21 protein-coding genes are annotated in these 23014 nt (G+C 71.7%); 11 read left to right on the forward strand and 10 right to left on the reverse strand.

All coding sequences use genetic code 11. From position 1 onward, the window contains the following. Window positions 1–43 precede the first annotated feature (43 nt). The 4 genes from ACIBCM_RS24150 to murJ all read right to left on the reverse strand — a co-directional run bounded on the left by ACIBCM_RS24150 (window position 44) and on the right by murJ (window position 3806). A complete protein-coding gene (locus ACIBCM_RS24150; protein ID WP_399246466.1) occupies window positions 44–1012 on the reverse strand; it encodes an Ig-like domain-containing protein in 969 nt (322 codons plus the stop codon). Then, the gene (locus tag ACIBCM_RS24155; protein ID WP_399246468.1) at window positions 1009–1281 is read right to left on the reverse strand and encodes a hypothetical protein; all 273 of its coding nucleotides are present in this window, start codon (window positions 1279–1281) and stop codon (window positions 1009–1011) included. Before ACIBCM_RS24155 ends, ACIBCM_RS24150 begins: the two co-directional genes overlap by 4 nt. 240 nt (window positions 1282–1521) lie before the next feature. Continuing rightward, window positions 1522–2115 carry a SigE family RNA polymerase sigma factor gene (locus ACIBCM_RS24160; protein WP_399246470.1) on the reverse strand — a complete coding sequence of 198 codons (594 nt, stop codon included), beginning with the start codon at window positions 2113–2115 and terminating at the stop codon, window positions 1522–1524. A 5-nt stretch (window positions 2116–2120) separates the two neighbouring features. Continuing rightward, entirely contained in the window at window positions 2121–3806 is a 1686-nt protein-coding gene (gene murJ / locus ACIBCM_RS24165; RefSeq protein WP_399246472.1) for a murein biosynthesis integral membrane protein MurJ, read from the reverse strand. Between the two features lie 422 nt (window positions 3807–4228). Between murJ and ACIBCM_RS24170 the strand changes: the two genes are divergently transcribed. Then, window positions 4229–5335 (forward strand): lipid II:glycine glycyltransferase FemX, encoded by a 1107-nt coding sequence (locus tag ACIBCM_RS24170; protein ID WP_399246737.1) that lies wholly within the window; start codon window positions 4229–4231, stop codon window positions 5333–5335. 431 nt (window positions 5336–5766) lie between these two features. Here the strand turns inward: ACIBCM_RS24170 and ACIBCM_RS24175 are convergent, their stop codons facing one another. Genes ACIBCM_RS24175 through ACIBCM_RS24185 form a run of 3 tightly spaced genes read right to left on the reverse strand, consistent with a single transcriptional unit; the run spans window position 5767 to window position 7696 of the window. Continuing rightward, on the reverse strand, window positions 5767–6678 hold the full coding sequence (locus tag ACIBCM_RS24175) for a M56 family metallopeptidase (protein ID WP_399246474.1): 912 nt from the start codon (window positions 6676–6678) through the stop codon (window positions 5767–5769). Further along, a complete protein-coding gene (locus ACIBCM_RS24180; protein WP_399246476.1) occupies window positions 6675–7043 on the reverse strand; it encodes a BlaI/MecI/CopY family transcriptional regulator in 369 nt (122 codons plus the stop codon). Before ACIBCM_RS24180 ends, ACIBCM_RS24175 begins: the two co-directional genes overlap by 4 nt. A 38-nt stretch (window positions 7044–7081) precedes the next feature. Next, window positions 7082–7696 (reverse strand): hypothetical protein, encoded by a 615-nt coding sequence (locus tag ACIBCM_RS24185; RefSeq protein WP_399246478.1) that lies wholly within the window; start codon window positions 7694–7696, stop codon window positions 7082–7084. A gap of 102 nt (window positions 7697–7798) precedes the next feature. Between ACIBCM_RS24185 and ACIBCM_RS24190 the strand changes: the two genes are divergently transcribed. From ACIBCM_RS24190 to ACIBCM_RS24210, 5 genes are all read left to right on the forward strand, one after another. Further along, window positions 7799–8326, forward strand: coding sequence for a hypothetical protein (locus ACIBCM_RS24190; protein WP_399246480.1), 528 nt, complete (start codon window positions 7799–7801; stop codon window positions 8324–8326). A 113-nt stretch (window positions 8327–8439) separates the two neighbouring features. Then, a complete protein-coding gene (locus ACIBCM_RS24195; protein ID WP_399246482.1) occupies window positions 8440–9120 on the forward strand; it encodes a DUF305 domain-containing protein in 681 nt (226 codons plus the stop codon). 242 nt (window positions 9121–9362) lie between these two features. Then, window positions 9363–10238: a F510_1955 family glycosylhydrolase gene (locus ACIBCM_RS24200; protein WP_399246484.1), complete on the forward strand. Its 876-nt coding sequence runs from the start codon at window positions 9363–9365 to the stop codon at window positions 10236–10238. A 539-nt stretch (window positions 10239–10777) separates the two neighbouring features. After that, window positions 10778–12115 carry a DUF2252 domain-containing protein gene (locus tag ACIBCM_RS24205; protein WP_399246486.1) on the forward strand — a complete coding sequence of 446 codons (1338 nt, stop codon included), beginning with the start codon at window positions 10778–10780 and terminating at the stop codon, window positions 12113–12115. Between the two features lie 311 nt (window positions 12116–12426). Then, window positions 12427–13764, forward strand: coding sequence for a LuxR C-terminal-related transcriptional regulator (locus ACIBCM_RS24210; protein ID WP_399246488.1), 1338 nt, complete (start codon window positions 12427–12429; stop codon window positions 13762–13764). Window positions 13765–13899: 135 nt separating this feature from the next. On the opposite strand, the gene ACIBCM_RS24215 is transcribed toward ACIBCM_RS24210, so the two are convergent. Then, a complete protein-coding gene (locus ACIBCM_RS24215; RefSeq protein WP_399246490.1) occupies window positions 13900–16119 on the reverse strand; it encodes an NADP-dependent isocitrate dehydrogenase in 2220 nt (739 codons plus the stop codon). A gap of 226 nt (window positions 16120–16345) precedes the next feature. Between ACIBCM_RS24215 and ACIBCM_RS24220 the strand changes: the two genes are divergently transcribed. From ACIBCM_RS24220 to ACIBCM_RS24230, 3 genes are all read left to right on the forward strand, one after another. Then, window positions 16346–17161: an SAM-dependent methyltransferase gene (locus ACIBCM_RS24220; RefSeq protein WP_399246492.1), complete on the forward strand. Its 816-nt coding sequence runs from the start codon at window positions 16346–16348 to the stop codon at window positions 17159–17161. A 142-nt stretch (window positions 17162–17303) separates the two neighbouring features. Further along, window positions 17304–18542, forward strand: coding sequence for an alpha/beta hydrolase family protein (locus tag ACIBCM_RS24225; RefSeq protein WP_399246739.1), 1239 nt, complete (start codon window positions 17304–17306; stop codon window positions 18540–18542). Between the two features lie 232 nt (window positions 18543–18774). Then, the gene (locus tag ACIBCM_RS24230) at window positions 18775–19893 is read left to right on the forward strand and encodes a chitinase (protein WP_399246494.1); all 1119 of its coding nucleotides are present in this window, start codon (window positions 18775–18777) and stop codon (window positions 19891–19893) included. Between the two features lie 228 nt (window positions 19894–20121). On the opposite strand, the gene ACIBCM_RS24235 is transcribed toward ACIBCM_RS24230, so the two are convergent. Beyond that, window positions 20122–20577, reverse strand: coding sequence for a nucleoside deaminase (locus tag ACIBCM_RS24235; protein ID WP_399246496.1), 456 nt, complete (start codon window positions 20575–20577; stop codon window positions 20122–20124). Between the two features lie 64 nt (window positions 20578–20641). Continuing rightward, a complete protein-coding gene (locus ACIBCM_RS24240; RefSeq protein ID WP_399246498.1) occupies window positions 20642–21154 on the reverse strand; it encodes a hypothetical protein in 513 nt (170 codons plus the stop codon). A gap of 565 nt (window positions 21155–21719) precedes the next feature. Here ACIBCM_RS24240 and ACIBCM_RS24245 point away from each other — a divergent pair. Then, a complete protein-coding gene (locus tag ACIBCM_RS24245) occupies window positions 21720–22319 on the forward strand; it encodes a DoxX family protein (RefSeq protein WP_399246500.1) in 600 nt (199 codons plus the stop codon). Window positions 22320–22479: 160 nt separating this feature from the next. Next, on the forward strand, window positions 22480–22923 hold the full coding sequence (locus tag ACIBCM_RS24250; protein WP_399246502.1) for a VOC family protein: 444 nt from the start codon (window positions 22480–22482) through the stop codon (window positions 22921–22923). The last annotated feature ends 91 nt before the right edge of the window (window positions 22924–23014 follow it).

Genomic DNA, 23014 nt, shown 5'->3' on the forward strand with positions numbered 1-23014 from the left:
GACAGGAGGGTGTACGCGCCCGGCTGAGGGATCAGCCGGGAGATCAGCCGAGGGCGCTGCCCCGCTGCCACGCGGCCCAGTCGACGTTCCACGCGCCGTATCCGTTGTTCACGGCGACGGCGTCCATGGAGTTGACGACGGTGACCGGGTCTCCGTAGTGGACCTGGTCGTAGAACCACTTGGCGTTCGCCGTACTCATCCCGATGCAGCCGTGACTGCCGTTGACCCGACCGAACCTGCCCGCGTTCCAGGGCGCCGCGTGGGCGTACGTACCCGAAGGGGTCAGTTGTACGTCCCACTTCACATCGCCGAGGTCGTACGCCTCGGGCCCGAAGATGCCGACCGTCGCCGAGTTCATCCGGATGGTGGGGACCTTGCTCAGCACCACCATGGTGCCGTTCCAGGTCTCGAAACCTTTCTTGCCCGTGGAGACGGGCAGCGTGCGCAGGGCCCTGCCGTTCCGGGAGACGGTGACCGTCTTCTTCACCACATCGACCGTGCTCACGGTCGCCCGGCCGATGGTGAAGTCGATCTTCCGGGTCTGTGTGCCGTACAGACCGCCACCGGCGTCGACACCGTCGAGGTCCATGTTCAGGGAGACCTTGGTGCCCGGCTGCCAGTACTCCCGCGGCCGGTAGTCGATCCTGTCCCTGCCGTCGCGGTCCTTCATCCAGCTCCACGCGCCCGGTACGGCGGGAGACGCCGTCACCCGCAGGCCGCGCTCGACGGCGGCCTTGTCGTGGATCGGCTTGTTGAAGACGATCGACACGGGCAGAGCCACGCCGACCGTCGAGCCCTGGTCCACGTTGTACTCGCCGACGAAGGTCCGCGCCTTCGGCGGCTCGGCCGTGGTGAACGTGCTGCGTTCGGTGATCCGCCGGCCACCGGTCCCCGCGGTGGCCTCCACGGTGTAGGTCACTCCGGGTGCCGGCTTCGCGGCGGAGGTCCAGGATTCCCTGCCCGCGGAGTACGAACCGTCGAGCGCGCCGGGCCCGTTCGCCGTCACCTTCACCGAGGTGAGGCTCCCGCCTCGGCGCGGACCGTCACCCTGCCGTCCACCGGCACCGCAGAGGTGCCGGACGCCGGCGTGATGGCTATCCGCGCGGGCCCGGCGCCGTCCTCGGCGCCGTCGCCCCGCCCTCCGCCGCCCTCTGAACCCGAGGCGCCGGTGCAGGCGGCGAGGGTGAACGAGGCCGCCACGGCCAGCGCGGCACCGCGGGTCGCCGCTCCCGGGCCGACCGGCCTTCCGGAACGGCGTCGGCGCACCGGAACATATTTCATGAGCTGCCCTCCGCCGAACGGAATCCGTTAAAGACCTTAGTAGACGCTGGGACATTTCGCCTCGGTTCCCGCTCGGGGCAGAAGCACCCCGGCGGGCGTCACCCCGCGCCGCGCCGGGGCACGACACGGCACCGCACGGCCCGGATCGCCCTTCCGTCAGGGGCCGTCGTCCGCTCGTGGCCGGTGCCGGGCCCGCGCGGTCCGCCGTCCCCGTATCCGGAACGCCCCCCAACGAGCCGTTCAGACACGGGTGCCCGTCTCCCCCCGGTCGCGCAGATGCGCGCCGAGCGCGGTCCTGGCCCGCCGCAGCCGGGTCTTGACCGCCCCTGGAGTCGCGCCCGTCTCCTCGGCCACGGCGGCGATCGGCAGATCCAGCAGATAGTGGAGGACGACGGCGCGCCGCTGGTCGGGACGGAGTCTGCGCAGCGCGTCGACCAGCACCACATGATCGGGGCCGAGACCGGGCAGGTCCGGGGGCGGCCCGTGCCGGACATGGGCGCGGACGCGGTTGCGGGATTTGCGCCAGGAGCTGACGGCGAGTCGCATGGCGACCGTTCGGATCCACGGCGTCGGGTCCTGACCGCCGGCGGTCAGCCGGTCCCAGCGCTGCCATGCGCGGGCGAAGGCCTCCTGTACGGCGTCCTCGGCCTCGGCCACCTCACCGGTCATCGCGTACACGGACGCGATCAGCTGTCCCGCGCGGGCCGCATAGCAGGCGTCGAACTCCGCGCGTACGGTTCTCCGGCCGTCCGCGGCCCGTTCGGTCAGGGGCGCGCTCACGGCCCGTTCCGCGCCCACCGTCCGTTCCGCGCCCAGGCCGCTCGGCCGGGTCATCCGCCTCACCCGCCCGCCGTGTGCCGGTGCCGTCCACGGGAGCCGGGCCCACGGCCGGAGCGGCCCGTACGTCCCGGCGACCGGCCGGATCTCCCGGACAACCGTCCCGCCAGGACACCGACTTCGGTGATCCGCAGCGGCCCGGACAGCACCAGTACCGACGCGGCGACCGCGAGGCTTCCGGCCACGAGCCCGGCCAGATCCCCCAGAGGACCCGGCCCGAGCGTCCGGCCGGCCCCTACGGCCGCCGCGTACCCGATGACCGCGCCCGGGAGACTGGCCACGACCAGGGCCGCATGGGTGATCAGCACCCGTCTGCCGCGCAGCCCCCTGCCCCGGCGCCGGAGGTCCAGCGCGCGCAGCCGCCGGTGCAGTGCCCATGCCGTGCACAGCACCCCGGCCAGACAGGCGACGGCATACGCGCCCGCCATCCCGGCCACGGCGAGGCGCGCGGGCAGAAACCGGTACGCGGCGGCCGTGCCGACGGCGTTGAGACCCGCGATGACCAGGGTCAGCAGAAACGGGGTGCGGGTGTCGGAGAGCGCGTAGAAGCCTCTGGCCAGCGCGTACTGGGCTGCGAAGGCGGGCAGTCCGGGGGCGAAGGCCGCCAGGACCAGCGCGATCGCCCGCGCGTCGGCCTCGTCGACCCGGGCGTACTGATAGGCGACACCGACGACTTGGGGTGCGAGCACCACGAAGACGACGGCGGCAGGCACGACGGCGACCGCGGAGACGCGCAGTGCGCGGGTCAGATCGGCGGCGATGCCGCGGGTGTCACCGGCGACGGCGGAGCGGCTCATCGCCGGGAGGAGCGCGGTGACCAGCGACACGGTGATCACTCCCTGCGGCACCACCCAGAGCTGATAGGCATGGGTGTAGGCGGTGTAGCCGACGCCCGCCGTGATTCCCCCGGCGCTCGCCCTGAGCCCGGCGGAGGTGGCGAGCCTGGTCACGACCCAGTACGCGATCTGGTTGACGAGGACGAGCGCGAGCGTCCAGCCGGCGGCGCGCATCGGACGGGTGAGGCCCGATCCCCGCCAGTCGAAACGGGGCCGCCAGCGGAAACCGGACGCACGCAGCGACGGGACCAGCGCCAGTGCCTGCACGGCGATCCCGGCGGTGCTCCCGAGTCCCAGCAGCAGCATGTGCCCCTCGCCTACCTGCGAGGCGTCGCGTGCGTCGGCGGCGACGGCCAGATAGAGGCCGAACACGGCGATGACGACCACGTTGTTGAGGACGGGGGTCCACATCATGGCCCCGAAGCGGTCGCGGGCATTCAGTACCTGGCCCAGCAGGGTGAACACTCCGTAGAAGAGGATCTGCGGCAGACAGAACCGGCTGAGCGCGAGGGCGAGTTCGCGCTGGGAGCCGGTGTAGTCGGTGTACGCGGTGACGATCCAGGGTGCCGCCAGGACGGCGGCGGCCGTGATCGCGAACAGCGCGAGGGCGCATGCGGTGAGCAGTCTGTCGGTGTAGGCGACCCCGCCGTCGGCGTGCTCGCGGGCGGCCTTCACCAGCTCCGGTACGAAGACGGAGTTGAGGGCTCCGCCGATCAGCAGGATGTAGACGATATTGGGCACGGTGTTGGCGACGGTGAAGGCGTCGCCGATCAGCCCCGTGCCGAGCGCGGCGACCACGACCGCGCCGCGCACGAAGCCGGTGAGGCGCGAGACGAGCGAGCCGAGGACCATCCGGGCTCCCCCGGAACGCTTCTGCGGCCGAGCCGCCGGGACGTCTTCCGCGGGGCTCTCCTCCTGGGTCCGCCCGGTCCGCTGCGGGCGCCGGACGGTCCCCTCAGCCCCGGCGGCCGGCTCCGGCCGGGCGGTCTCCCCGGGCATCGCGGCCGGCTCGGACCGGGCGGCCCCGCCGGGCCGGTGCGTCCGCTCCCCCGCCCGTTCGCCGTCGCCCTGCCCCGGCGTTCCGCCGCGCTCGGGCCTCGCCCGTGCCCCGGTGAAGTCCCCTGTCACCGGGCCGCCCTCCGGGACGTGTCCCCCATGAGCGGACAGAACCCGCCCCCTCCGCACGGAGGGTCATTCTTCGCCTCCAGGAGGTCGTACACGTGACCGTGACGACACAGACCCCGAACCCCCGGCGAACGCTCGACGTCGTACCGATGTCGCCCGGACCGCACGCCGCCTTCCTCGCGGAACGCTCCCGCTCGGGCGGCCCCGGCACGGTGAGTTTTCTCCAGCACGGCTCGTGGGCCGGGGTGAAACAGGGATGGGAGGCGGAGCGCCTGGGCTGGTTCGGCGCCGCCGGGCACCAGATCGGTGCCGCGCTGGTGCTGTACCGGCGGTTTCCGGGGTCGCCGCGTTCGTTTGCGTACATCCCCGAAGGGCCGGTGATCGACTGGGCGTCGCCCGAACTCGACTCCTGGCTGGCGCCCTTGCTGCGCCATCTGCGGCTCGCCGGGGCGTTCGCGGTACGGATGGGGCCGCCGCTGAGCCTGCGCCGCTGGGGTGCGAGGACGCTGAAGGCGGTGGTCGGACCGGGCCGCCGGATCGGTGACGCGGTGCCCGACCGGGTGGATCCCCTGGGGGCCACGATCGCCGAGCGGCTGCGCGGGACGGGCTGGCGGCGGTGCGACTCCGACGCCCAGCCGCGCCATGTCTTCGAGGTACCGCTCGGGGGCCGGAGCCTCGACGACGTGTGGTCCGGGTTCAACCAGGAGTGGCGCCGCAACATCAAGAAGGCGGGCAGGGCGGGCGTGTCGGCGGAGGTCGCGGACGCCGGGCTGCTCCCGGACTTCCACGCGCTGCTGAAGCTCACGGAAGTTCGGGACGGTTTCACGCTGGGCCGGGGGCTGGAGTACTTCCAGCGCCAGTACCGGGTGCTCAACGAGGAGGAGCCGGGACGCATGCGGCTCTATGTGGCACGGTACGCGGAGGAGATCCTGGCCGCGCACACCATGATCACGGCGGGGGACCGGGTCTGGTACCAGACCGGAGCGTCCGCCGACCACCGCCGTGAGGTACGGCCGAGCCACGCCCTGCAATGGCGCATGATGCGGGACGCCCTGGCGCAGGGCGCCCGGGTGTACGACATGCGCGGGGTGCCCGACACCCTGGATCCCTCCGACCGGGCCTTCGGGCTGATGCGCTGGAAGCTGGGCACCGGCGGCGAGGTGGCGGAATCGCTGGGCGAGTGGGACCTCGCGCTGGACGGTGCCGTGAACCGTACGCTGCACCGCGCGCTGCGCGCGTATCTCGCCCGGCGCTGACACGGCGACCGGCCGGGCGGACGGCCCGGCTTCCCTGATGGAGTTCATCTGACGGCGGGCTCCCCGGATCTATTACTGCTATACCACTAAGCAGCTTAGCGGTAAGATCAGTGCGGCAACTCGCCATGGGAGCCCTCCCGGGCCGTACGCCCCCCGCGCCCGGTCACAAGGAAGCGGGAGGGCTCCCCCGGACTCCCCGGCACGTTCTTGCCCCCAGGGGCGTGCCGGGAAGCCGCGCGTGCGGAGGCGGGCCGCGCGAGGACGGCGTGGGGGTGCGGCGCGCACAGGTGCGGGTGCCGAGCGGGTACGGGCCAGGCCGGACTCCGAGGTCCGGCCCCGTGGCAGAGGCGTCCGAGTGCGGCCTGCGTACGGGCCCGGCGCGGTGCGCGGGGTACGAACCCGGTGCGGTCGCGCGGGTACGGGCTCCCCGGTCAGACCGGGCCGCAGGCCACCAGCAGCGGCAGGAAGGGCGCCGCGACCGAGGCGACGACGACACCCAGCCAGGTCACCCGGTGCGGCCGGTCCTCGGGAGTCAGGATGCGCCGCAGCCTGATGAGGGCCCCGGGACCGCCGGCCCCCAGGCCGGCCCGCGGCGCGCGTCCGGCGGCGACCTCGCAGAGGGCGGTCGCGAGGGCCTCGCGGGAGTGGAACCGCAGGGCGCGGTCGTCGGCGATCATCTCCAGGAGCAGCGCTGTCTGCTCCTTGGCGAGCGCGGCGAGCGGCAGACCGGGGAAGGCGCGCGCGAACGCCGTCGTGGCGGCCCGCAGGAGGTGGTGGCGGCCCCGGATGTGGGCCTTCTCGTGTTCGAGGACGGCCCACAGCTGTTCGTCGGTCAGCAGCTCCAGCGCGCCGCGTGTCACGACCATCCGCCGAGCCCGGCCCGGCAGGCAGTACACGGCCGGCACATCGTGGTCCACGACCGTCGCGCCGTACTCCGACGCCTCCGTGCCGATCACGGTGAGCAGGGCCGCGTGCCGGCGCCGTTCGCCCCGGGCCTGCCACGCGGTCCGCGCGAGCCAGCCGAGCGGGAACAGCACGATGGTGGCGGGCGCCAGCAGCAGACCCACGTCGCTCAGCGTCGCGGGGGAGCCCCCGGGAGGCGCGTCCGCGGCCAGCCCGCAGGCACTGAGCAGGCCCACGAGGCCGTCGTGCACATGCTGCTCCACGAGGACGACGTGGTAGACGGCGAGCGCCGCGGCGACGACGAAGGTCAGTGTCAGACCCTGCCAGGCCAGGACCGCGACGGTGGGGGCGCGATGAGCCCACCGGGAGCGCGCGAGGGCGTACGGAACGGCCACGCCGGCCATCAGGGCGTACACGGCCAGCGTGAGGGCCGGGATCACGAACCGCTCCGGCGCCTGGCGGCACGCAGCGCCGAACGCAGCGCCTGGACCTCGTCGGCGGAGATCTGCTCCACGAAGCTCAGCAGCACTCCGGCCGGGTCGGGGTTGTCCTCCAGGGCGTCCTGCATCCGGGCGGCCGTGTACTGCTGCCGTGTGCAGGTGGCACGGTAGAGCCAGGCCCGGCCGTCCTTCTCCCGGGTGAGCATGCCCTTGTTGTAGAGGATGTCGGCGACCGTCTTGACCGTGCTGTACGCGATGGGGCGCTTCTTGTTGAGGTCGTCGCGGACCTCACGCGCCGTGGCGGGACGCCCCCAGCTCCAGAGGCGGTCCATGATCTCCGCCTCCAGATCACCCAGCTGTCGCACGTCCGCTCCCTTCGCCGTCGGCCTCGACGACCCCGGCTTCAGTGGCTGCTCATCGTAGTCGTCGGCCCCGCTCCGGTGGAGGACGCGTCCACTCCGTGCGGCGCCCGCCGTCCCGCCGGGGAACCGTCCCGCGCTCCGGCCGTCCCCGTTTCGCCTTCCGTCCCCGCCGGGGCAGCCTCCGCCGGAGCGGCCTCCGCCGGAGCGACGGGGCCGGGCACCGGGCAGGCGCCGGCCGTGCGCAGACGGCGTACGAGGGCATGGGCGAGAAGCGCGAGGGAGGCCAGCGCCATGACGGGCTGGGCCGGGGCCCAGTACGACATCGCGCCGCTCATACCGAGCGCGAGGACGACGAGCTTGTTGCAGACGGGGCAGCCCACGGCGAAGACCGAGAGGATCCCGGCGGCCAGCGCGCGGGCGCCGCGCGGCCCGCCCGTGGCGCGTGTCCGGGGGACGCCCGCATAGGTGGCGGCGAGCAGGCCCGTCAGGACGGAGCTGAGCGCCCACACCGGGTAGTTCCACCAGAGCACGGGTGTCATTCGGGAGTAGAGGGAGGAGGGCACGACTCCCGTCGGCACCCCGATCGCGATGGCCGCGACGACGGTGACGACCGTAGCCGTCAACCACTGCCGCAGTCCCCATGCTCGTATACCCACCGGATCCTCCTCTACCCTCAACGCCAAGGAGCTTAGTAGATATGGGGAGGGGAGCCCAGCGGGCGGAGTCCTTCGGTATCGTCGGTCCCGGAGGTCAGCGTTGTGAGTGCGAGCAAGAGGATCCGAGCGGCCGGTGCCTGGTGGCACCTGCTGTTCGTCGTGCTCGCGCTAGGCGTCTTCGCGATGCATACGGTGGGTCACCCCGACAGCGGATCCGGGACGGCCCATCCGGGCAGCCCCTCCGGTACGGCGGCCGTGACAGGGGCACACACGCCCGTCACCGCCGTACGGGCGGAGGCCGACCGCCACGGCGACGACGGTACGCGTACGGCCGGGGCCATGGCCGCCTCCCCGGTGTCCGAACCTTCCCCGGGCAACCGGACGGCGGCCGGACACCAGGCGGCCGGACACGACACCGCGGGCTCCCCGGCATCGGGCATGTCCATGAACATGGTGTCCCTCTGTGTCGCCGTGCTCGGCACCTGGCTGCTGGCCGGACTCATTCGCGCCGCGCTCAGCCGCCGTACGGAGTGGCTTGCGCTGTTCCGCGCGGGCGCCGTGGTCGCCCTGCGCCCCGAACCGCCACCCCCCAGACCCGACCTCGTCCGACTGTCGATCCTGCGGATATAGGGCCTGACGCTGCCGCGGGCCGCCCCGGTGCGCCCGTGTGCCCGCTCGCCCCCAACCCTTCCCTTCGCGGAACAGTGCGCTGATCCGCGCAACAGACAGCACGAGGAATCGACATGACAGCCATCAAGCGCGCCGGGATCACCGTGCGCCGCCCGTGGGCCCGCCGTACCGCACTCGCCGCGACCGCGGCCGCCGCGGGGCTGGTACTCGCCGCCTGCGGCAACGACGACATGGACGGCATGGACCACGGGAGCAGGAAGAGCTCCACCGCCGCGAGCGCGCCCGCCGGCGACAACCCGGCGCCCGGCGCGTTCAACGACGCGGACGTGATGTTCGCGCAGATGATGATCCCCCACCACGAGCAGGCCCTTCAGATGTCCGAACTGGCGGAGAGCCGCGCCGGGAGCACGGAGATCAAGGCACTCGCGGCCAGGATCGCCGGGGCCCAGGACCCCGAGATCCAGAAGATGAAGTCCTGGCTCAAGGCGTGGGGGAAGCCCGAGTCCGGGGGCGGTATGCCCGGCATGGACCACGGCTCCGGCTCGTCCGACGACTCCGGTATGTCCGGAATGATGTCCGAAAAGGATATGGAGGAGCTGAAGGCCGCCAAGGGCGCGGACTTCGACAGGAAGTTCGCGCAGATGATGATCGAGCACCACAAGGGCGCGATCACCATGGCGGAGGACGAGCAAAAGAAGGGCAGGAACGCGACGGCGAAGCAGCTCGCCGCCGATGTGATCAAGAACCAGCAGACCGAGGTCGACGAGTTCACGGCGATCCTCGGGCGGCTCTGATCACCCGGCCCGGATCCACCGCATCGCGTGGATCCGGGCACCGCGCGCGGACCGGCCGCCCGGCTCCCCGGAACCCTGCCGGCCGGTCCGCGGCCACCGCTTCCCCCCACCCCGCCTCGGGCCCCGGAGCCCCGCCCCGTCGGCCCGCTCACCCCGTTCACACCCGCATCCCGGTCACCGCACCCACCGGTCACCGCACCCCACCGACATGATCAGGACCCCACCGACATGATCAGGACCCCATGAAGAAGCGCCTCATCGCCCTGTCCGCGTCCGCCGCCGCGCTCGTCCTCTCCCTGAGCGCCTGCTCCGGAGACACCGGTGACGGCGCGGCGGACCCGAAAACGCCGTCCGGCCCCGCCATCAGCCATATCCACGGCGTCGGCATCCACCCGTCGGACGGCAAGCTGTACGTCGCCACGCACAACGGCGTCTACACCCCGGACGAGGACGGCCGCCCCCAGCTCGTCGGCGACCGCAAGGACGACTTCATGGGGTTCGCCATCGGCGAGGACGGGAAGTTCCTGGCCAGCGGGCACCCGGCGCCGGGCCGCGACGCCCCCGCCAATCTCGGTCTCATCGAGAGCACCGACAAGGGCAGGACCTGGCAGGACAGGTCGCTGTCCGGTGAGGTCGACTTCCACGCGATCGACCAGGCGCACGGCACGATCTACGGCTACGACAGCACCAACGGACTCCTGCGCGTCAGCAAGGACGGCGTGACCTGGGAGAAGCGCGGCGAGCTGCGGGCGCTGGACATCGCCGTCAGCCCGGGCGACCCCGACACCGTCCTCGCCACCACCGAGTCCGGGCTCGCCCGCTCCACCGACGGCGGCAAGACCTTCGGACCCGGCGCGGAGCCGCTCATGGCGCATGTCTCCTGGACCGCGCCCGAGGCCCTCTACGGCATCGACCCCGCCGGGCGGCTGAACCTCAGCGCGGACGGCGGCAAGAGCTGGAAGGAGGTCGGCACCGTACCGGGCGGCCAGCCGCAGGCGCTCACGGCCGTCGACGCCGGGCGGCTGGTCGCGGCGACCCAGGACGGGGTGTACGAGTCGGTGGACGCCGGCAAGACCTTCACCAAGCGCCTCGACGTCTCGTCGGGCGGCGGCCACTGACGGCGGCCGGCCGCGGGGGAGCCGAGGCCACCGGGCCACCGGGCCACCGGGCCACCGGGCCACCGGGCCACCGGGCCACCGGCAGCGTACGGCGCCCGTCCGGGTCGTACCCGGTGCGCCCTGCGCCACAGGCGCGCAAAGGCGCCTCTGCACGGTTGCCGTACGGCACGGGCCACACGCGCGTGGCCCGGCCGACCCGCCGACCGCCGACCCGCCAACCGCCGACGCATCGTCGCCACGGGCCACCGGACGCGCCGATCGTCTGTCGGCACCCGAGCCGGCCCGAGGCAGGCCACCGGGCGCACGGTCGCACCCCGGACCGGGTGCCTGACGGCGGGCGCCACGGCGGCACCTCGCCGGGGGCACGGACGCAGCCCTCCCGTCGCGGCCGGGAGGTCCCGTACACGCGGGCCGGGCCCGTCATGCCCTCCCCCGTACGGTGGGCCGGACCACCGTACGGGAGAGGCGGGGCCGAGATGCGCGGTCCGGCCGCCCGGCGTTCACTGGAGCCACCCTCACCTGTCCGACGGGAGGCCCCCATGACGACATCGGCCGAGCGGGCGAGCCGCGGCAAGAACGAGCGGAAGGCCGTTCCCCGGTCCGCGCACGGCTCCTGGGCGCCCGCCCCGGACCGGGAGGACCCGGTGGCCGTACTGGAACGGCAGGCGGCGGACCGGGTACCGGAGCTGGTGCCCATCCGCAACGGCCGGATGGCCGCCTCCCGGTTCGCCTTTCTACGCGGTGCCGCGGCCGTCATGACCGCCGATCTGGCCGCCCAGCCGCACACGGGCCTGACGGTCCAGCTGTGCGGGGACGCCCATCTGCTGAACTTCGGGCTGTACGCCTCACCCGAACGCGCCCTCCTCTTCGATCTCAACGACTTCGACGAGACCCTGCCCGGCCCCTTCGAGTGGGATGTCAAACGTCTGGCCGCGAGTGTGGCCGTGGCCGCCCTGGACCACGGGCACAGCCCGGCGCAGGCCCACCGCGCGGCCTGTGAGGCGGCCGAGTCGTACCGGCGGACGATGCGGGATCTGTCCGGTGAGCGGGAGCTGGACGTCTGGTACACGCGGATCGACACCCAGGACGCCGCCACGCTGGTCAAACCCGTGTACCGCAAGCGCGTCGGCTCCACGATCGCCCACGCCCGGCACCGCACCAGTCTCCAGGCGCTGGGCAAGCTCACCGAGGTCGTGGACGGCAGCCGCAGGATCATCGACGACCCGCCCCTGCTCGAACACATGGACGCGATGGACCAGTCGACGATCCGCGCGATCTTCGCCGACTACCGCTCCACGCTCCCCGAGCACCGCCGGCGGCTGCTGGACCGCTTCCAGGTCGTCGACGTCGCCCGCAAGGTCGTGGGCGTCGGCAGCGTCGGAACACGCTGCTTCGTCGTACTGCTCACCGGCAGGGACACGGAGGATCCACTCTTCCTCCAGGTCAAGGAGGCCGTGCACTCCGTACTGGAGAGCGATCTGCCCGCCGGCGCCTACACCCACCAGGGTCACCGTGTCGTCGCCGGACAGCAGCTGCTCCAGTCCGCCAGTGACATCTTCCTCGGCTGGGTCACCGGACCCTACGGCCGCCACTTCTACTGGCGGCAGCTGCGGGACATGAAGGGCGCCGCGGACGTCGACAGCATGACACCGGACATGCTGCGCCGTTATGCGGGGCTGTGCGGCACCGCGCTCGCCCATGCCCACGCCCGCTCGGGCGACCGTATCGCCATCGCCTCCTACCTCGGCGGCTCGGACGCCTTCGACCGTGCCATCGGTGACTTCTCCCTGGCCTACGCCGATCAGAACACCCTCGACCACACGGCCCTGACCGAAGCCGTCGCCTCCGGAGCGGTCCGGGCGACCGCGGGCGTCTGAGGGACATCCCCCGAAGAGCCCGGGGACGAGCCGCCGGATACGAGAACCCCACCGGAAGCGGTGACCCCGGCCGCGGCCGGCTGCGGGCATCCGTGGTCGCGTACGGGCCCCGGCGGTCGCTCCGGCGGCCAGGAGCCCGTACCGAGAACCACGGCGGGGCGGTGGGGCCCGCGCGCGCCCCCGACGCGCACGGGCCCGGTGAAGGCGGTCCGTCAACAGCCGCTGCGCTCCCGCCCCCTCGGGTACCAAACTAAGCGTGCTTCTGTACCGTTCCCATCCCAGATGTCTGGGGGGCGCCCTAGCCTGCTCGCGTGAACCACGCACCTCTCCCCCGCTCCTTGTCCAAGCGCTCCCCCGCCCGTGAGTCCGCCGGCGGTTCCGCCGCCCGGGAAGCGCTGTTGAGCGCGCTGGAGCGCCGGTTACGCACCCAGGGCCCCGGTGGCGCTCTCGATGTCCTCCAGGCCGCGGCCGACACCCTGCTGAACGCCGTGTCGGCCGACGTGTGGTGTGCCGTGATGCTCGATCCGGCGACCCTCCTCGACACCGGAGGGCTCCACGAGCACTCCTTTCCGCGCAGTGTGATGCCCCGGCTGTTCGAGATCGAGCACGCCGACCAGACCGGTGTCGACAACCTCCGCGCACTGGCGCGCCGCGCCGATCCCGTCAGTCTGCTGAGCCGTTCGACGGGCGGCCGGATGGCGGAGAGCGTCTACTACCGCGATGTGCTCAGGCCCGCGGGGCTCGCCGACGAACTGCGGGTCCTGCTGCGGGACGGCGCCCGCACCTGGGGGCTCTTCGTCCTGTGCCGGGCCGAGGACTCCCGGCCGTTCACACCCGCCGAGGTCGCCCTGGCCGGCGCGGTCAGGGCGCCGGCCGCGACCGCGCTGCGGCGCTCGCTCCTGTTGTCGGGCATCGACCGGGACGACGTACCGGACGCGGCGGGTCTGCTGATCATCGACGACGATCAGCGGACGCGGCTGTGCACGGCCACGGCGGAACGCTGGCTGGGGCTCGTCCAGGAAGCGCATCCGGCGCCGGGACGCCGGGTTCCGTACGCGCTGGCCGCGCTCGTGAACAAGGCCCGTACGGCCGGTCCCGGCGTACAGGTGCGGTCCCGGGCGATCAGCCGCACCGGGCAGTGGGTGACGCTGAGCGCCTGGCGGGAGAGCGGCCGGAACGAGGGACCGGCGGGCTGCGGGTCCGGGGGCGCCGAGGCACGGACCGGCGGACCCGACGTCAAGGCACGGAGCGAAGGACCCGGCGCCGAGGCCCGGACCGGCGGACCCGGCGCCGAGGCACAGAGCGGCGGACCCGGCGCCGAGACGCTCACCTATGTCTCGCTCGCACCCAGTACTCCCCGGGAGCTGACCGCCATCGTCCTCGACGCGTACGGGCTGACCCCCCGCGAGCGCGAGGTCGCCCAGCACGTCCTGCTCGGCCGATCGACCGCCGAGGTCTCCGCAGCGCTGCACATCGCGGAGTACACGGTGCAGGACCATCTGCGGAAGGTGTTCGACAAGGCGGGTGTGCGCAGCCGCCGTGAGTTCAGCGGTGAGCTGTTCCGGCGCTGCTATCTGCCGCGGCTGGACGATCCGCCGCTCACCAAGGACGGCCGGATGCGCGGTGACACCCCCGATACCACGCGCTGACGGCAGGAACGGGCGCCGCCCCTCCCGGCCGGTGCCGGAAGGGGCGGTGGGGGCGGTGCGGACCCGGCCGGCATCCGTACGGACGCGTGCCGCAGGGCGCCCGGTCACCACACCGGGTGAGCCCCCGCCGATGTCTCAGCCGAGGGACGCGATGGCCTGGTTGAAGGTCGCCGACGGGCGCATGACCGCCGCCGCCTTGGCCGGGTCCGGCTGGTAGTAGCCGCCGATGTCGACCGGGGAGCCCTGCACGGCGATCAGCTCCGCCACGATGGCCTCCTCCTGCGCGCTCAGCGTCTTGGCCAGTGCGGCGAACGCCTCGGCCAGCTGGGTGTCCTCGGTCTGTCCGGCCAGCTCCTGGGCCCAGTAGAGGGCCAGATAGAAGTGGCTGCCGCGGTTGTCGATGCCGCCCAGCCGGCGGCTCGGCGACTTGTCCTCGTTGAGGAAGGTGCCGGTGGCGCGGTCCAGGGTGTCGGCGAGCACCTGGGCGCGCGCGTTGCCCGTGGTGCTGGCGAGGTGCTCGAAGCTGACCGCGAGCGCGAGGAACTCACCCAGGCTGTCCCAGCGCAGGTAGTTCTCCTTGACCAGCTGCTGGACGTGCTTGGGTGCGGAGCCGCCGGCACCGGTCTCGAACAGTCCGCCGCCGTTCATCAGCGGGACCACCGAGAGCATCTTGGCGCTCGTGCCCAGTTCCAGGATCGGGAACAGGTCGGTGAGGTAGTCGCGCAGGACGTTGCCGGTGACGGAGATGGTGTCCTCACCGCGGCGGATACGCTCCAGGGAGTACCGGATGGCGTCGACGGGGGCCATGACCTCGATGGTCAGGCCGTCGGTGTCGTGCTCCGGGAGGTACGCCTTGACCTTCTCGATGAGGCGCGCGTCATGGGCGCGGCTCTCGTCGAGCCAGAAGACGGCCGGGTTCCCGGTCGCGCGGGCGCGGGTGACGGCGAGCTTGACCCAGTCCTGGATCGGCAGGTCCTTGGTCTGGCACATACGGAAGATGTCGCCCGCGGACACGGTCTGCTCCAGCACGGCGCTGCCGGAGGCGTCGAGGACGCGCACGGTGCCGGTGGTGGCGATCTCGAAGGTCTTGTCGTGGCTGCCGTACTCCTCGGCCTTCTGCGCCATGAGCCCGACGTTGGGCACGGAGCCCATCGTGGCCGGGTCGTACGCGCCGTTGGCCCGGCAGTCGTCGATGACGACCTGGTAGATACCGGCGTAGCTGCTGTCCGGGAGGACGGCGAGCGTGTCGGCCTCCTGGCCGTCGGGGCCCCACATATGGCCGGAGGTGCGGATCATGGCGGGCATGGAGGCGTCGACGATGACATCGCTCGGGACGTGCAGATTGGTGATGCCGCGGTCGGAGTCGACCATCGCCAGGGCCGGGCCCCCGGCGATCTCGGCCTCGAAGGACGCCTTGATCGCGTCACCCCCGGGCAGGGACTCCAGGCCCTTGAGGATGCCGCCGAGCCCGTCGTTGGGGCTCAGCCCGGCGGCGGCGAGCGCCCCGCCGTGCTCGGCGAAGGTCTTCGGGAAGAACGCCCGGACGACATGGCCGAAGATGATCGGGTCGGAGACCTTCATCATCGTGGCCTTGAGGTGTACGGAGAAGAGCACGCCCTCGGCCTTGGCACGGGCGACCTGGGCGGTGAGGAACTCGCGCAGCGCCCCGACGCGCATGACGGACGCGTCCACGACCTCGCCCGCGAGGACGGGAACCGACTCGCGCAGCACCGTGGTGGTGCCGTCGTCGCCCGCCAGCTCGATGCGCAGGGATCCGGCCTCGGCGACGACCGCGGACTTCTCGGTGGAGCGGAAGTCGTCCGCGTCCATGTGCGCGACGTTGGTCTTCGAGTCGGCGGTCCAGGCGCCCATGCGGTGCGGGTGGGCCTTGGCGTAGTTCTTGACCGACGCGGGGGCACGGCGGTCGGAGTTGCCCTCGCGCAGGACCGGGTTGACGGCGCTGCCCTTGACCTTGTCGTAGCGGGCGCGGATGTCGCGCTCCTCGTCGGTCCCGGGGTCGTCCGGGTAGTCCGGCAGCGCGTAGCCCTGCTGCTGGAGCTCGGCGATGGCGGCCTTCAGCTGCGGGATGGAGGCCGAGATGTTCGGCAGCTTGATGATGTTCGCACCGGGCGTCCTGGCCAGCTCGCCCAGCTCGGCGAGGGCGTCATCGATACGCTGCCCCTCCTCCAGGCGCTCCGGGAAGCCGGCGATGATCCGCCCCGCCAGGGAGATGTCGCGGCTCTCCACGGACACCCCCGCGGTCGAGGCGTACGCCTCCACGACGGGCAGGAACGAGTACGTCGCCAAGGCCGGGGCCTCGTCGGTGTGCGTGTAGATGATGGTCGAGTCAGTCACCGGGTGCTCCGCTCCACGTCTGCAACATTGCTCGACATCAAGATATCTCGTGTCCGACCCCCGCTCGACAGGACCCTGTCCGCTCATGGCGGAGCCTGCCGAGGAGTCCTTCGGGGGAACACCGGTCAAATTAGTTGTATTCAGAAGTGACCTTGGCCGGTTCCGTGGACTACGTTGAAGGTTCATTGATCAAGTACTGCTCTGGCTCGCTTCAGGAGGCGCCTTCATGTCCGACGCTGATCCCCGGTTCGCTTCCGCCGAAGACGTCCGCGCCCGGATCGACACGGGCAAGCCGCACTCCGCGCGCTTCTGGAACTACTTCGTGGGCGGCAAGGACAACTACGAGGTCGACCGGGAGATCGGGGACCACATCAAGGACATATTCCCGGGTCTGGTGGATGTGGCGCGCACCAGCAGGCTCTTCCTGGGCCGTGCCGTGCGTCATCTGGCCGGTGAGCAGGGCATCCGCAACTTCCTGGACGTGGGTACGGGGCTGCCGACCGCCGACAACACCCATGAGGTCGCCCAGCGCGTGGCGCCGGACGCGCACATCGTCTACGTGGACAACGACCCCCTGGTGCTGGCGCACGCCCGCGCGCTGCTCACCAGCACACCCGAGGGGAAGACCACGTACATCGACGCGAATCTCTACGAGCCCGGGGCGATCCTGGAGCAGGCCGGGGACACCCTGGACCTCTCCCGCCCGGTCGCGCTGATGCTGCTGAACGTGCTCGGTCATGTCGCCGACTACGAGGAGGCGAAGCGGCTGGTGTCCGGGCTGATGGCCGGTCTGCCGTCGGGCAGCTATCTGGTGATCAGCGACAGCACGGCCACCAGCGAGGGCATGATCGCGGCCTCGGAGGCGTACAACGCCAGCGGAGCGGTCCCCTACTACGTGCGCGGCATCGACGAGATCGCCGGGTTCTTCGACGGGCTGGAACTGGTGGAGCCCGGGATCTCCCGGGTCACCGCGTGGCGCCCGGAGGGCGAGGGCGGTATCGAGGCCGTCGACGCCTACTGCGGGGTCGGCCGCAAGCCGTAGGGCCCCGGGCGATCAGGCAGGCCCCGTCGGCCGACCCACACCGGACGCGCCGGACGGTGGGTGGAGGGGGAGACGGAGGGGAAGACCGGGAGAGCGGCCGGACGACCACGGCCCCTGTCGACTCCCCAGCGAGGTCCCTGTGATCAGACCCACCCGGGCGGCCCTGGCCGCCTTACTCGCCCTGGCTCTCGCGCTGCCCGCCGCCGTGACGGGCAGCGCCGCCGCCACCGTCATGGCGCCGGACAGCACCGGCGCCGTGACGGACACCGTCGTACGCACCCCGCAACGCACCGCCGCGGACCCGGTCCCGGCGCCCCGTGGGGCGGGACCGCTCCGGCTGCCCCGCCCCACGGGGAAGTACGCCGTCGGCAGGACCGTCATCCCGCTCGCCGACCGCTCCCGCCCGGACCCCTGGGTGCCGGAGGCGGGAGCGCGGGAGCTGATGGTGACGGTCCACTACCCGGCCGCGCGTACGGGATCCGGCGGCCCGGCCCCGTACGCCACCACCGAGGAGACCCGGCTGCTGGTGAAGGGGCTCGGCATCGGCGCCCTGGTGCCGGCGGAGGTGCTGAGCGCCACCGGGACCCACAGCAGGTCCGGCGCCCGCCCGGCGAGGGGGCGCTATCCGCTGATCGTGCTCTCGCCCGGCTTCAGCGTGTCCCGCTACACACTGACCTCTCTCGCGGAGGACCTCGCCTCCCGGGGTTATGTCGTCGCCTCCGTGGATCACGCCTATGAGTCGTACGGGATCTCGGTTCCCGGCGGCCGGACGCTGACCTGTGTGGCCTGCGCGGCACTGGACGAGCAGGGCGTACCCGCGCATGTCGTCACCACGACACGGGCGGCGGATGTGTCCTTCGTCCTGGACCGGCTCATCGGCGGCCGTCCCGTGTGGCGGCACGCGGACATGATCGACAAGCGGCGGACCGGGATGGCCGGGCACTCCATCGGGGGTGCGAGCGCGGCCACCGCCATGGCGGGCGATCCGCGTGTGAGCGCCGGGGTGAACATGGACGGCGCGTTCTGGGAGGATCTGCCGGCCACCGGGCTGGGCGGCCGTCCCTTCATGCTGCTGGGTACCGACGACGAGGTGCACCGGCCGGGCGGGAGGGACCGTACGTGGGACACGGTGTGGCCCGCGCTGGACGGCTGGAAGCGCTGGCTGACCGTGGCGGGAACCGAGCACGGCTCGTTCTCCGACAGCCCGCTCGTCTCGGAGCACTTCGGGCTGCCGCGGACACCTCTGTCCGCACGGCGCACACTCGCGATCACCCGGGACTATGTGGCGGCCTTCTTCGACCGGAATCCGAAGGGGGTGCCGCAACCGCTGCTGGCAGGCCCGGCCGCCGCGTATCCGGAGGTCAAATTCCACAACCCCTGACTTATGGTCAGATCCCGAACTCCCCCTCGGCCGGGACCTCTTGACGAAAGGTCTGGACCAACTTACGTTGAGCGCACCACCCCCCACGTACGTCTCCAGGCCCCCCACAGTCCCAGGAGGTGAGCGTGTTCCGCAGGACTCCCCCCACCCGGCCCCGGTGTGTCCCGCGCTGTCCGCATGCCGCCGTCCCCCGGCTCGGCGGCGGTCTGCGCAGGCAAGAAGGGAACACAGCATGACCGGTCGGATGTCCCGCCTGATGGGCATCGGCGCAGCGGCGGCCTTAGCCGTCCAGCTGCTTCTCGCCGTCGCCCCGGGCGCATCGAACGCCGCCCCCGGCGGCCCGGGCCCCGCGACGGCACCCCGTGCGAAGAGCGCCCCGAGCGCGCCGGCGGCGGAGACCTGTGCCGTCAAGTCCAAACCCGCGGGCAAGGTCCTCCACGGGTACTGGGAGAACTGGGACGGTGCCGCCAACGGCGTGCATCCGCCGCTCGGCTGGATCCCGATCACCGACTCCCGTATCCGTACCCACGGCTACAACGTCATCAACGCGGCGTTTCCCGTCATCCGCTCGGACGGCACGGTCCTGTGGGAAGACGGCATGGACAGCACGGTGAAGGTCGCCACCCCCGCCGAGATGTGCGAGGCGAAGGCGGCCGGCCTCACGATCCTGATGTCCATCGGCGGCGCGACGGCCGGTATCGACCTCAGCTCCAGTACGGTCGCCGACCGGTTCGTGGCGACCGTCGTACCGATCCTGAAGAAGTACAACTTCGACGGGATCGACATCGACATCGAGACCGGACTCACCGGCAGCGGCAACATCAACCAGCTGTCGCCCTCGCAGGCCAACCTCATCCGCATCATCGACGGTGTGCTGGCGCAGATGCCGCCGGAGTTCGGCCTGACGATGGCGCCCGAGACGGCGTATGTCACCGGCGGCAGTGTCGTGTACGGCTCGATCTGGGGCGCGTATCTGCCGATCATCAAGAAGTACGCGGACAACGGCCGCCTCTGGTGGCTGAACATGCAGTACTACAACGGCAGCATGTACGGATGCTCCGGTGACTCGTACTCGGCCGGAACCGTCGAGGGCTTCAGGGCGCAGACCGACTGCCTCGACCGCGGCCTCGTGATCCAGGGCACCACGATCAGGGTCCCGTACGACAAGCAGGTCCCGGGCCTTCCGGCGCAGCCGGGCGCCGGGGGCGGCCATATGGCGCCGGGGCAGGTCGCCCAGGCGTGGAACGGCTACAACGGCGCGCTCAAGGGCCTGATGACCTGGTCCCTGAACTGGGACGGCTCCCGGGGCTGGACCTTCGGCGACAACGTCAGGGCGCTCCAGGGACGCTGACGGCTCCCGGCGTCGCCGGACAGACTGGCGTACCGCTCACTCGTCACGGGCTGGAGTGGGCGGTACGCCGCCGGGCGGCCCCGTTTCCGCCGACCGCGCCGGTCCGTCCCGGAGGTACGGGCCGGCGCTACCGGCCGCACCCGTGACGCCCAGCGCCGACGGGCGAACCGTCTGACGACTCCACTGCGCCGACGGGCGTACGCGGCCCGGGGAGCCGGTCCCGGGTGCTCATCCCTCCCCGATGTCCTCGGCCCACACCTGCGGATAGCGGCGCTGGAATTCCTCCATCAGATCCCGGCAGCGGCCGTCATCGAGAAGAACGACCTCGATGCCCCGCCGTTTGAATACCCCGAGATCCCCGGCGAAGGTGACCGCCTCCCCCACCACAATCCTCTTGATCCCGAACAGCAGGATCGCCCCGGTGCACATTTCACAGGGGGAAAGGGTGGTGTAGAGCGTCATGTCCCGGTAGGAACTCTGGCGTCCGGCATTGCGCAGACACGACATTTCGCCGTGTGCGATCGCATCGCCTTTCTGTACGCGTTCGTTCCGGCCGACCGCGAGCAGTGCGCCGTGGTGCGAAAGCGCCGCGCCCACGGGCACGCCACCCTGCTCAAGGCCTTCCCGCGCCTCCCGCAGGGCCGCTTCGAAGCACACCTGATCCGCGTCATCAAGGGGGGTCATACATCCGTCCTGGTCATGTCGGCGCCGGGGCGCGGCACTTCCGGTGCCCCGGCCTGGCTGACTGTCAGAGCCTCCGTTCAAGGATGATCCCGAGCAGAAGCAACACCGTGGCGACCTGCGCCATCGTCCATGCCAGCCGATATCCGACGGTTCGCCTGTTCCGAATGGAAAGGAGCTTCAGAAACAGTTCGTCGGACCGTTCCAGATCGGAGGTATCGGTCCAGTGCACCCAGATCACGGTGAGGCAGAGTGCGGCCGCCAGCCCGCTGCACGCGAGCGAGGAGAAGACCAGGACACTTCCCACGGTAACGTCGCGCGGAAAGATCGACAGCGAGATCGAGGCCGACGCTATCAGAATGCCGACATACGAGAGAAGCGCCTGTGCCTTGGAGTCCAGAATGCTGAGACAGGCATAGAGATAGTTGTGCTCGAACGCGTCGTCTTCCTTGGGCTGGAGGCTGCGGAGAGCCCGGAGATGACGAGGACCCTCCCTCTCCGCGTAGACACCCTCGAATAACCACGCGAACGACAGAAGAGACTTGAACACATTCCCCCCAGATTGGCGAACCAGCGCCACGGGGGCGAGCGTAGTGCGGCGGCGCGGCACGCGTCCACGGAACCCACGGAACCGAGGAACCAGATCCTGATTCTGTGACGGCAGATGCGCCTGGTGCATTCCTTGGAAATCCGCGGGGCCGGAACCGGCCGGCGGTGCCACGGTGACCAGGTGACCACCGCGCCGACGATGAAGACGATGGCGCCGGCCCGGATCCGGCACGGACCGCATCGGGGCCGGTACCGACCGGTCGACGGCGCCCGGCCACCCCTTCCGGTTCCCGGGCGCCCCGGGCCCGCGAGCAGGAGTGGCCCCGGGCACCGGCGGAACCCGGCCCCGTACCCCGTGAAATATGGTCCAGACCTTTACGGGACGGATACGAACTTATAACGTGCTGCCGGATGGAGGGCATGCCGCAGCTCCATCAACCCCCCACAAGGAGTTGTGCGTTGACAGGATTCCTGTCGGCGTCCGCCGCGCCGCATCACTCAGTCGTATCCGCTCACCCGGCCGCGTTACCGGCCGCCCCCACACCACCGGAGCGAAGACCGTGCCGGTGAACAGGCCCGGCAGGCACCGCAAGTGCGTGCCCGTCGTCGGAGGTGCCCTGGGACGCTACCGGCGTCACAGCACCACCGTTCTGCGGGTGTCCGTGGGCCTGGTCTTCCTCGGGTTCGGCGTCATGAAGTTCGTGCCGGGGGCAAGCCCGGCCGAGGACGTGGCCACCCGGACCATGGACGTCCTGGCCTTCGGTCTGGTGCCCCCGGAGGCGACCCGGCCACTGCTGGCCCTCCTGGAGACCGTCATCGGCCTGGGGCTGGTCTCCGGGGTGCTGCTGCGGGTGACGCTCGCAGCCTTCTTCATACACATGGTGGGCGTCTTCTCGGCGCTGCTCGTCCTGCCCGCCGAGATGTGGAACGAGGAGACCGGCACCCCCACGCTGGAGGGGCAGTACATCATCAAGAACGTGGTACTGATCGCCGCCTGTCTCGCCGTGGCCGCGGAGGAGGTGCTGCCCGGTCCGGGCGGACCGGGCCGGGAGCCGCCGTACCAGGAGGGAACACCGTACGGGGAAGGGGTCTACCGGCAGACGGAAACGGCCTTCCCCGCCGACCCGCGCGGACCCGACGGCGGCGGCCGCGGGCAGACCGCGGGCAGACCGGAGTCGCGCGCGGCTCCCTGGTGAGTCTCCCGCCGGGGCGCCCGTGGCCCGTGACCGCGGGTCGCGGGCGCCCCGGGAAACAGCGCGGCTGGGTGACCGAGGGGCACTGTCAGTGGTGCGTGTCACGATGCCTGTTCGGGCTATCGGGCCGGAAACACACCACCCCAGCGTCAGGAGCTGACCCGTGGAATGGACTCTCGAACTCGTGGTGGTCCCCATCACGGACATCGACCGCGCCAAGGACTTCTACGCCAACCGGTGCGGGTTCACCGTCGACCACGACTCCGCCATGGGTGAGGGGGTCCGGGTCATCCAGCTCACCCCGCCGGGATCGCGCTGCTCCATCGCCATCGGCACCGGCATCCCGCCCATGCCGGGGCGCGGGGAGATGGCTCCCGGCTCGCTCCAGGGGCTCCAGCTGTGCGTCCTGGACATCAGGGCGGCCCACAAGGACCTCGCGGACCGCGGTGTCGAGGTGGGCCCGATCCACCATCTCGGCGCGGACGGCTGGGCCGAGGGGTACCGCGAGGCGGACTGGAGCTCCTTCTTCCACTTCACCGACCCGGACGGCAACGGCTGGTACGTCCAGGAGGCCCCGACCTCCCTCGCCCAGCGGCAGCCGTTCTGAGCGGGGCCGTCATGGCGTACTGAGCGGAGTCCGCGCCGGCAGGGCGCCGCCGGTCCGGAGCCCGGCGGCGGCACCTCGGGTGCCGTGAGCA

It is taken from the genome of Streptomyces sp. NPDC051018, assembly GCF_044456085.1.
Classification (GTDB): domain Bacteria; phylum Actinomycetota; class Actinomycetes; order Streptomycetales; family Streptomycetaceae; genus Streptomyces.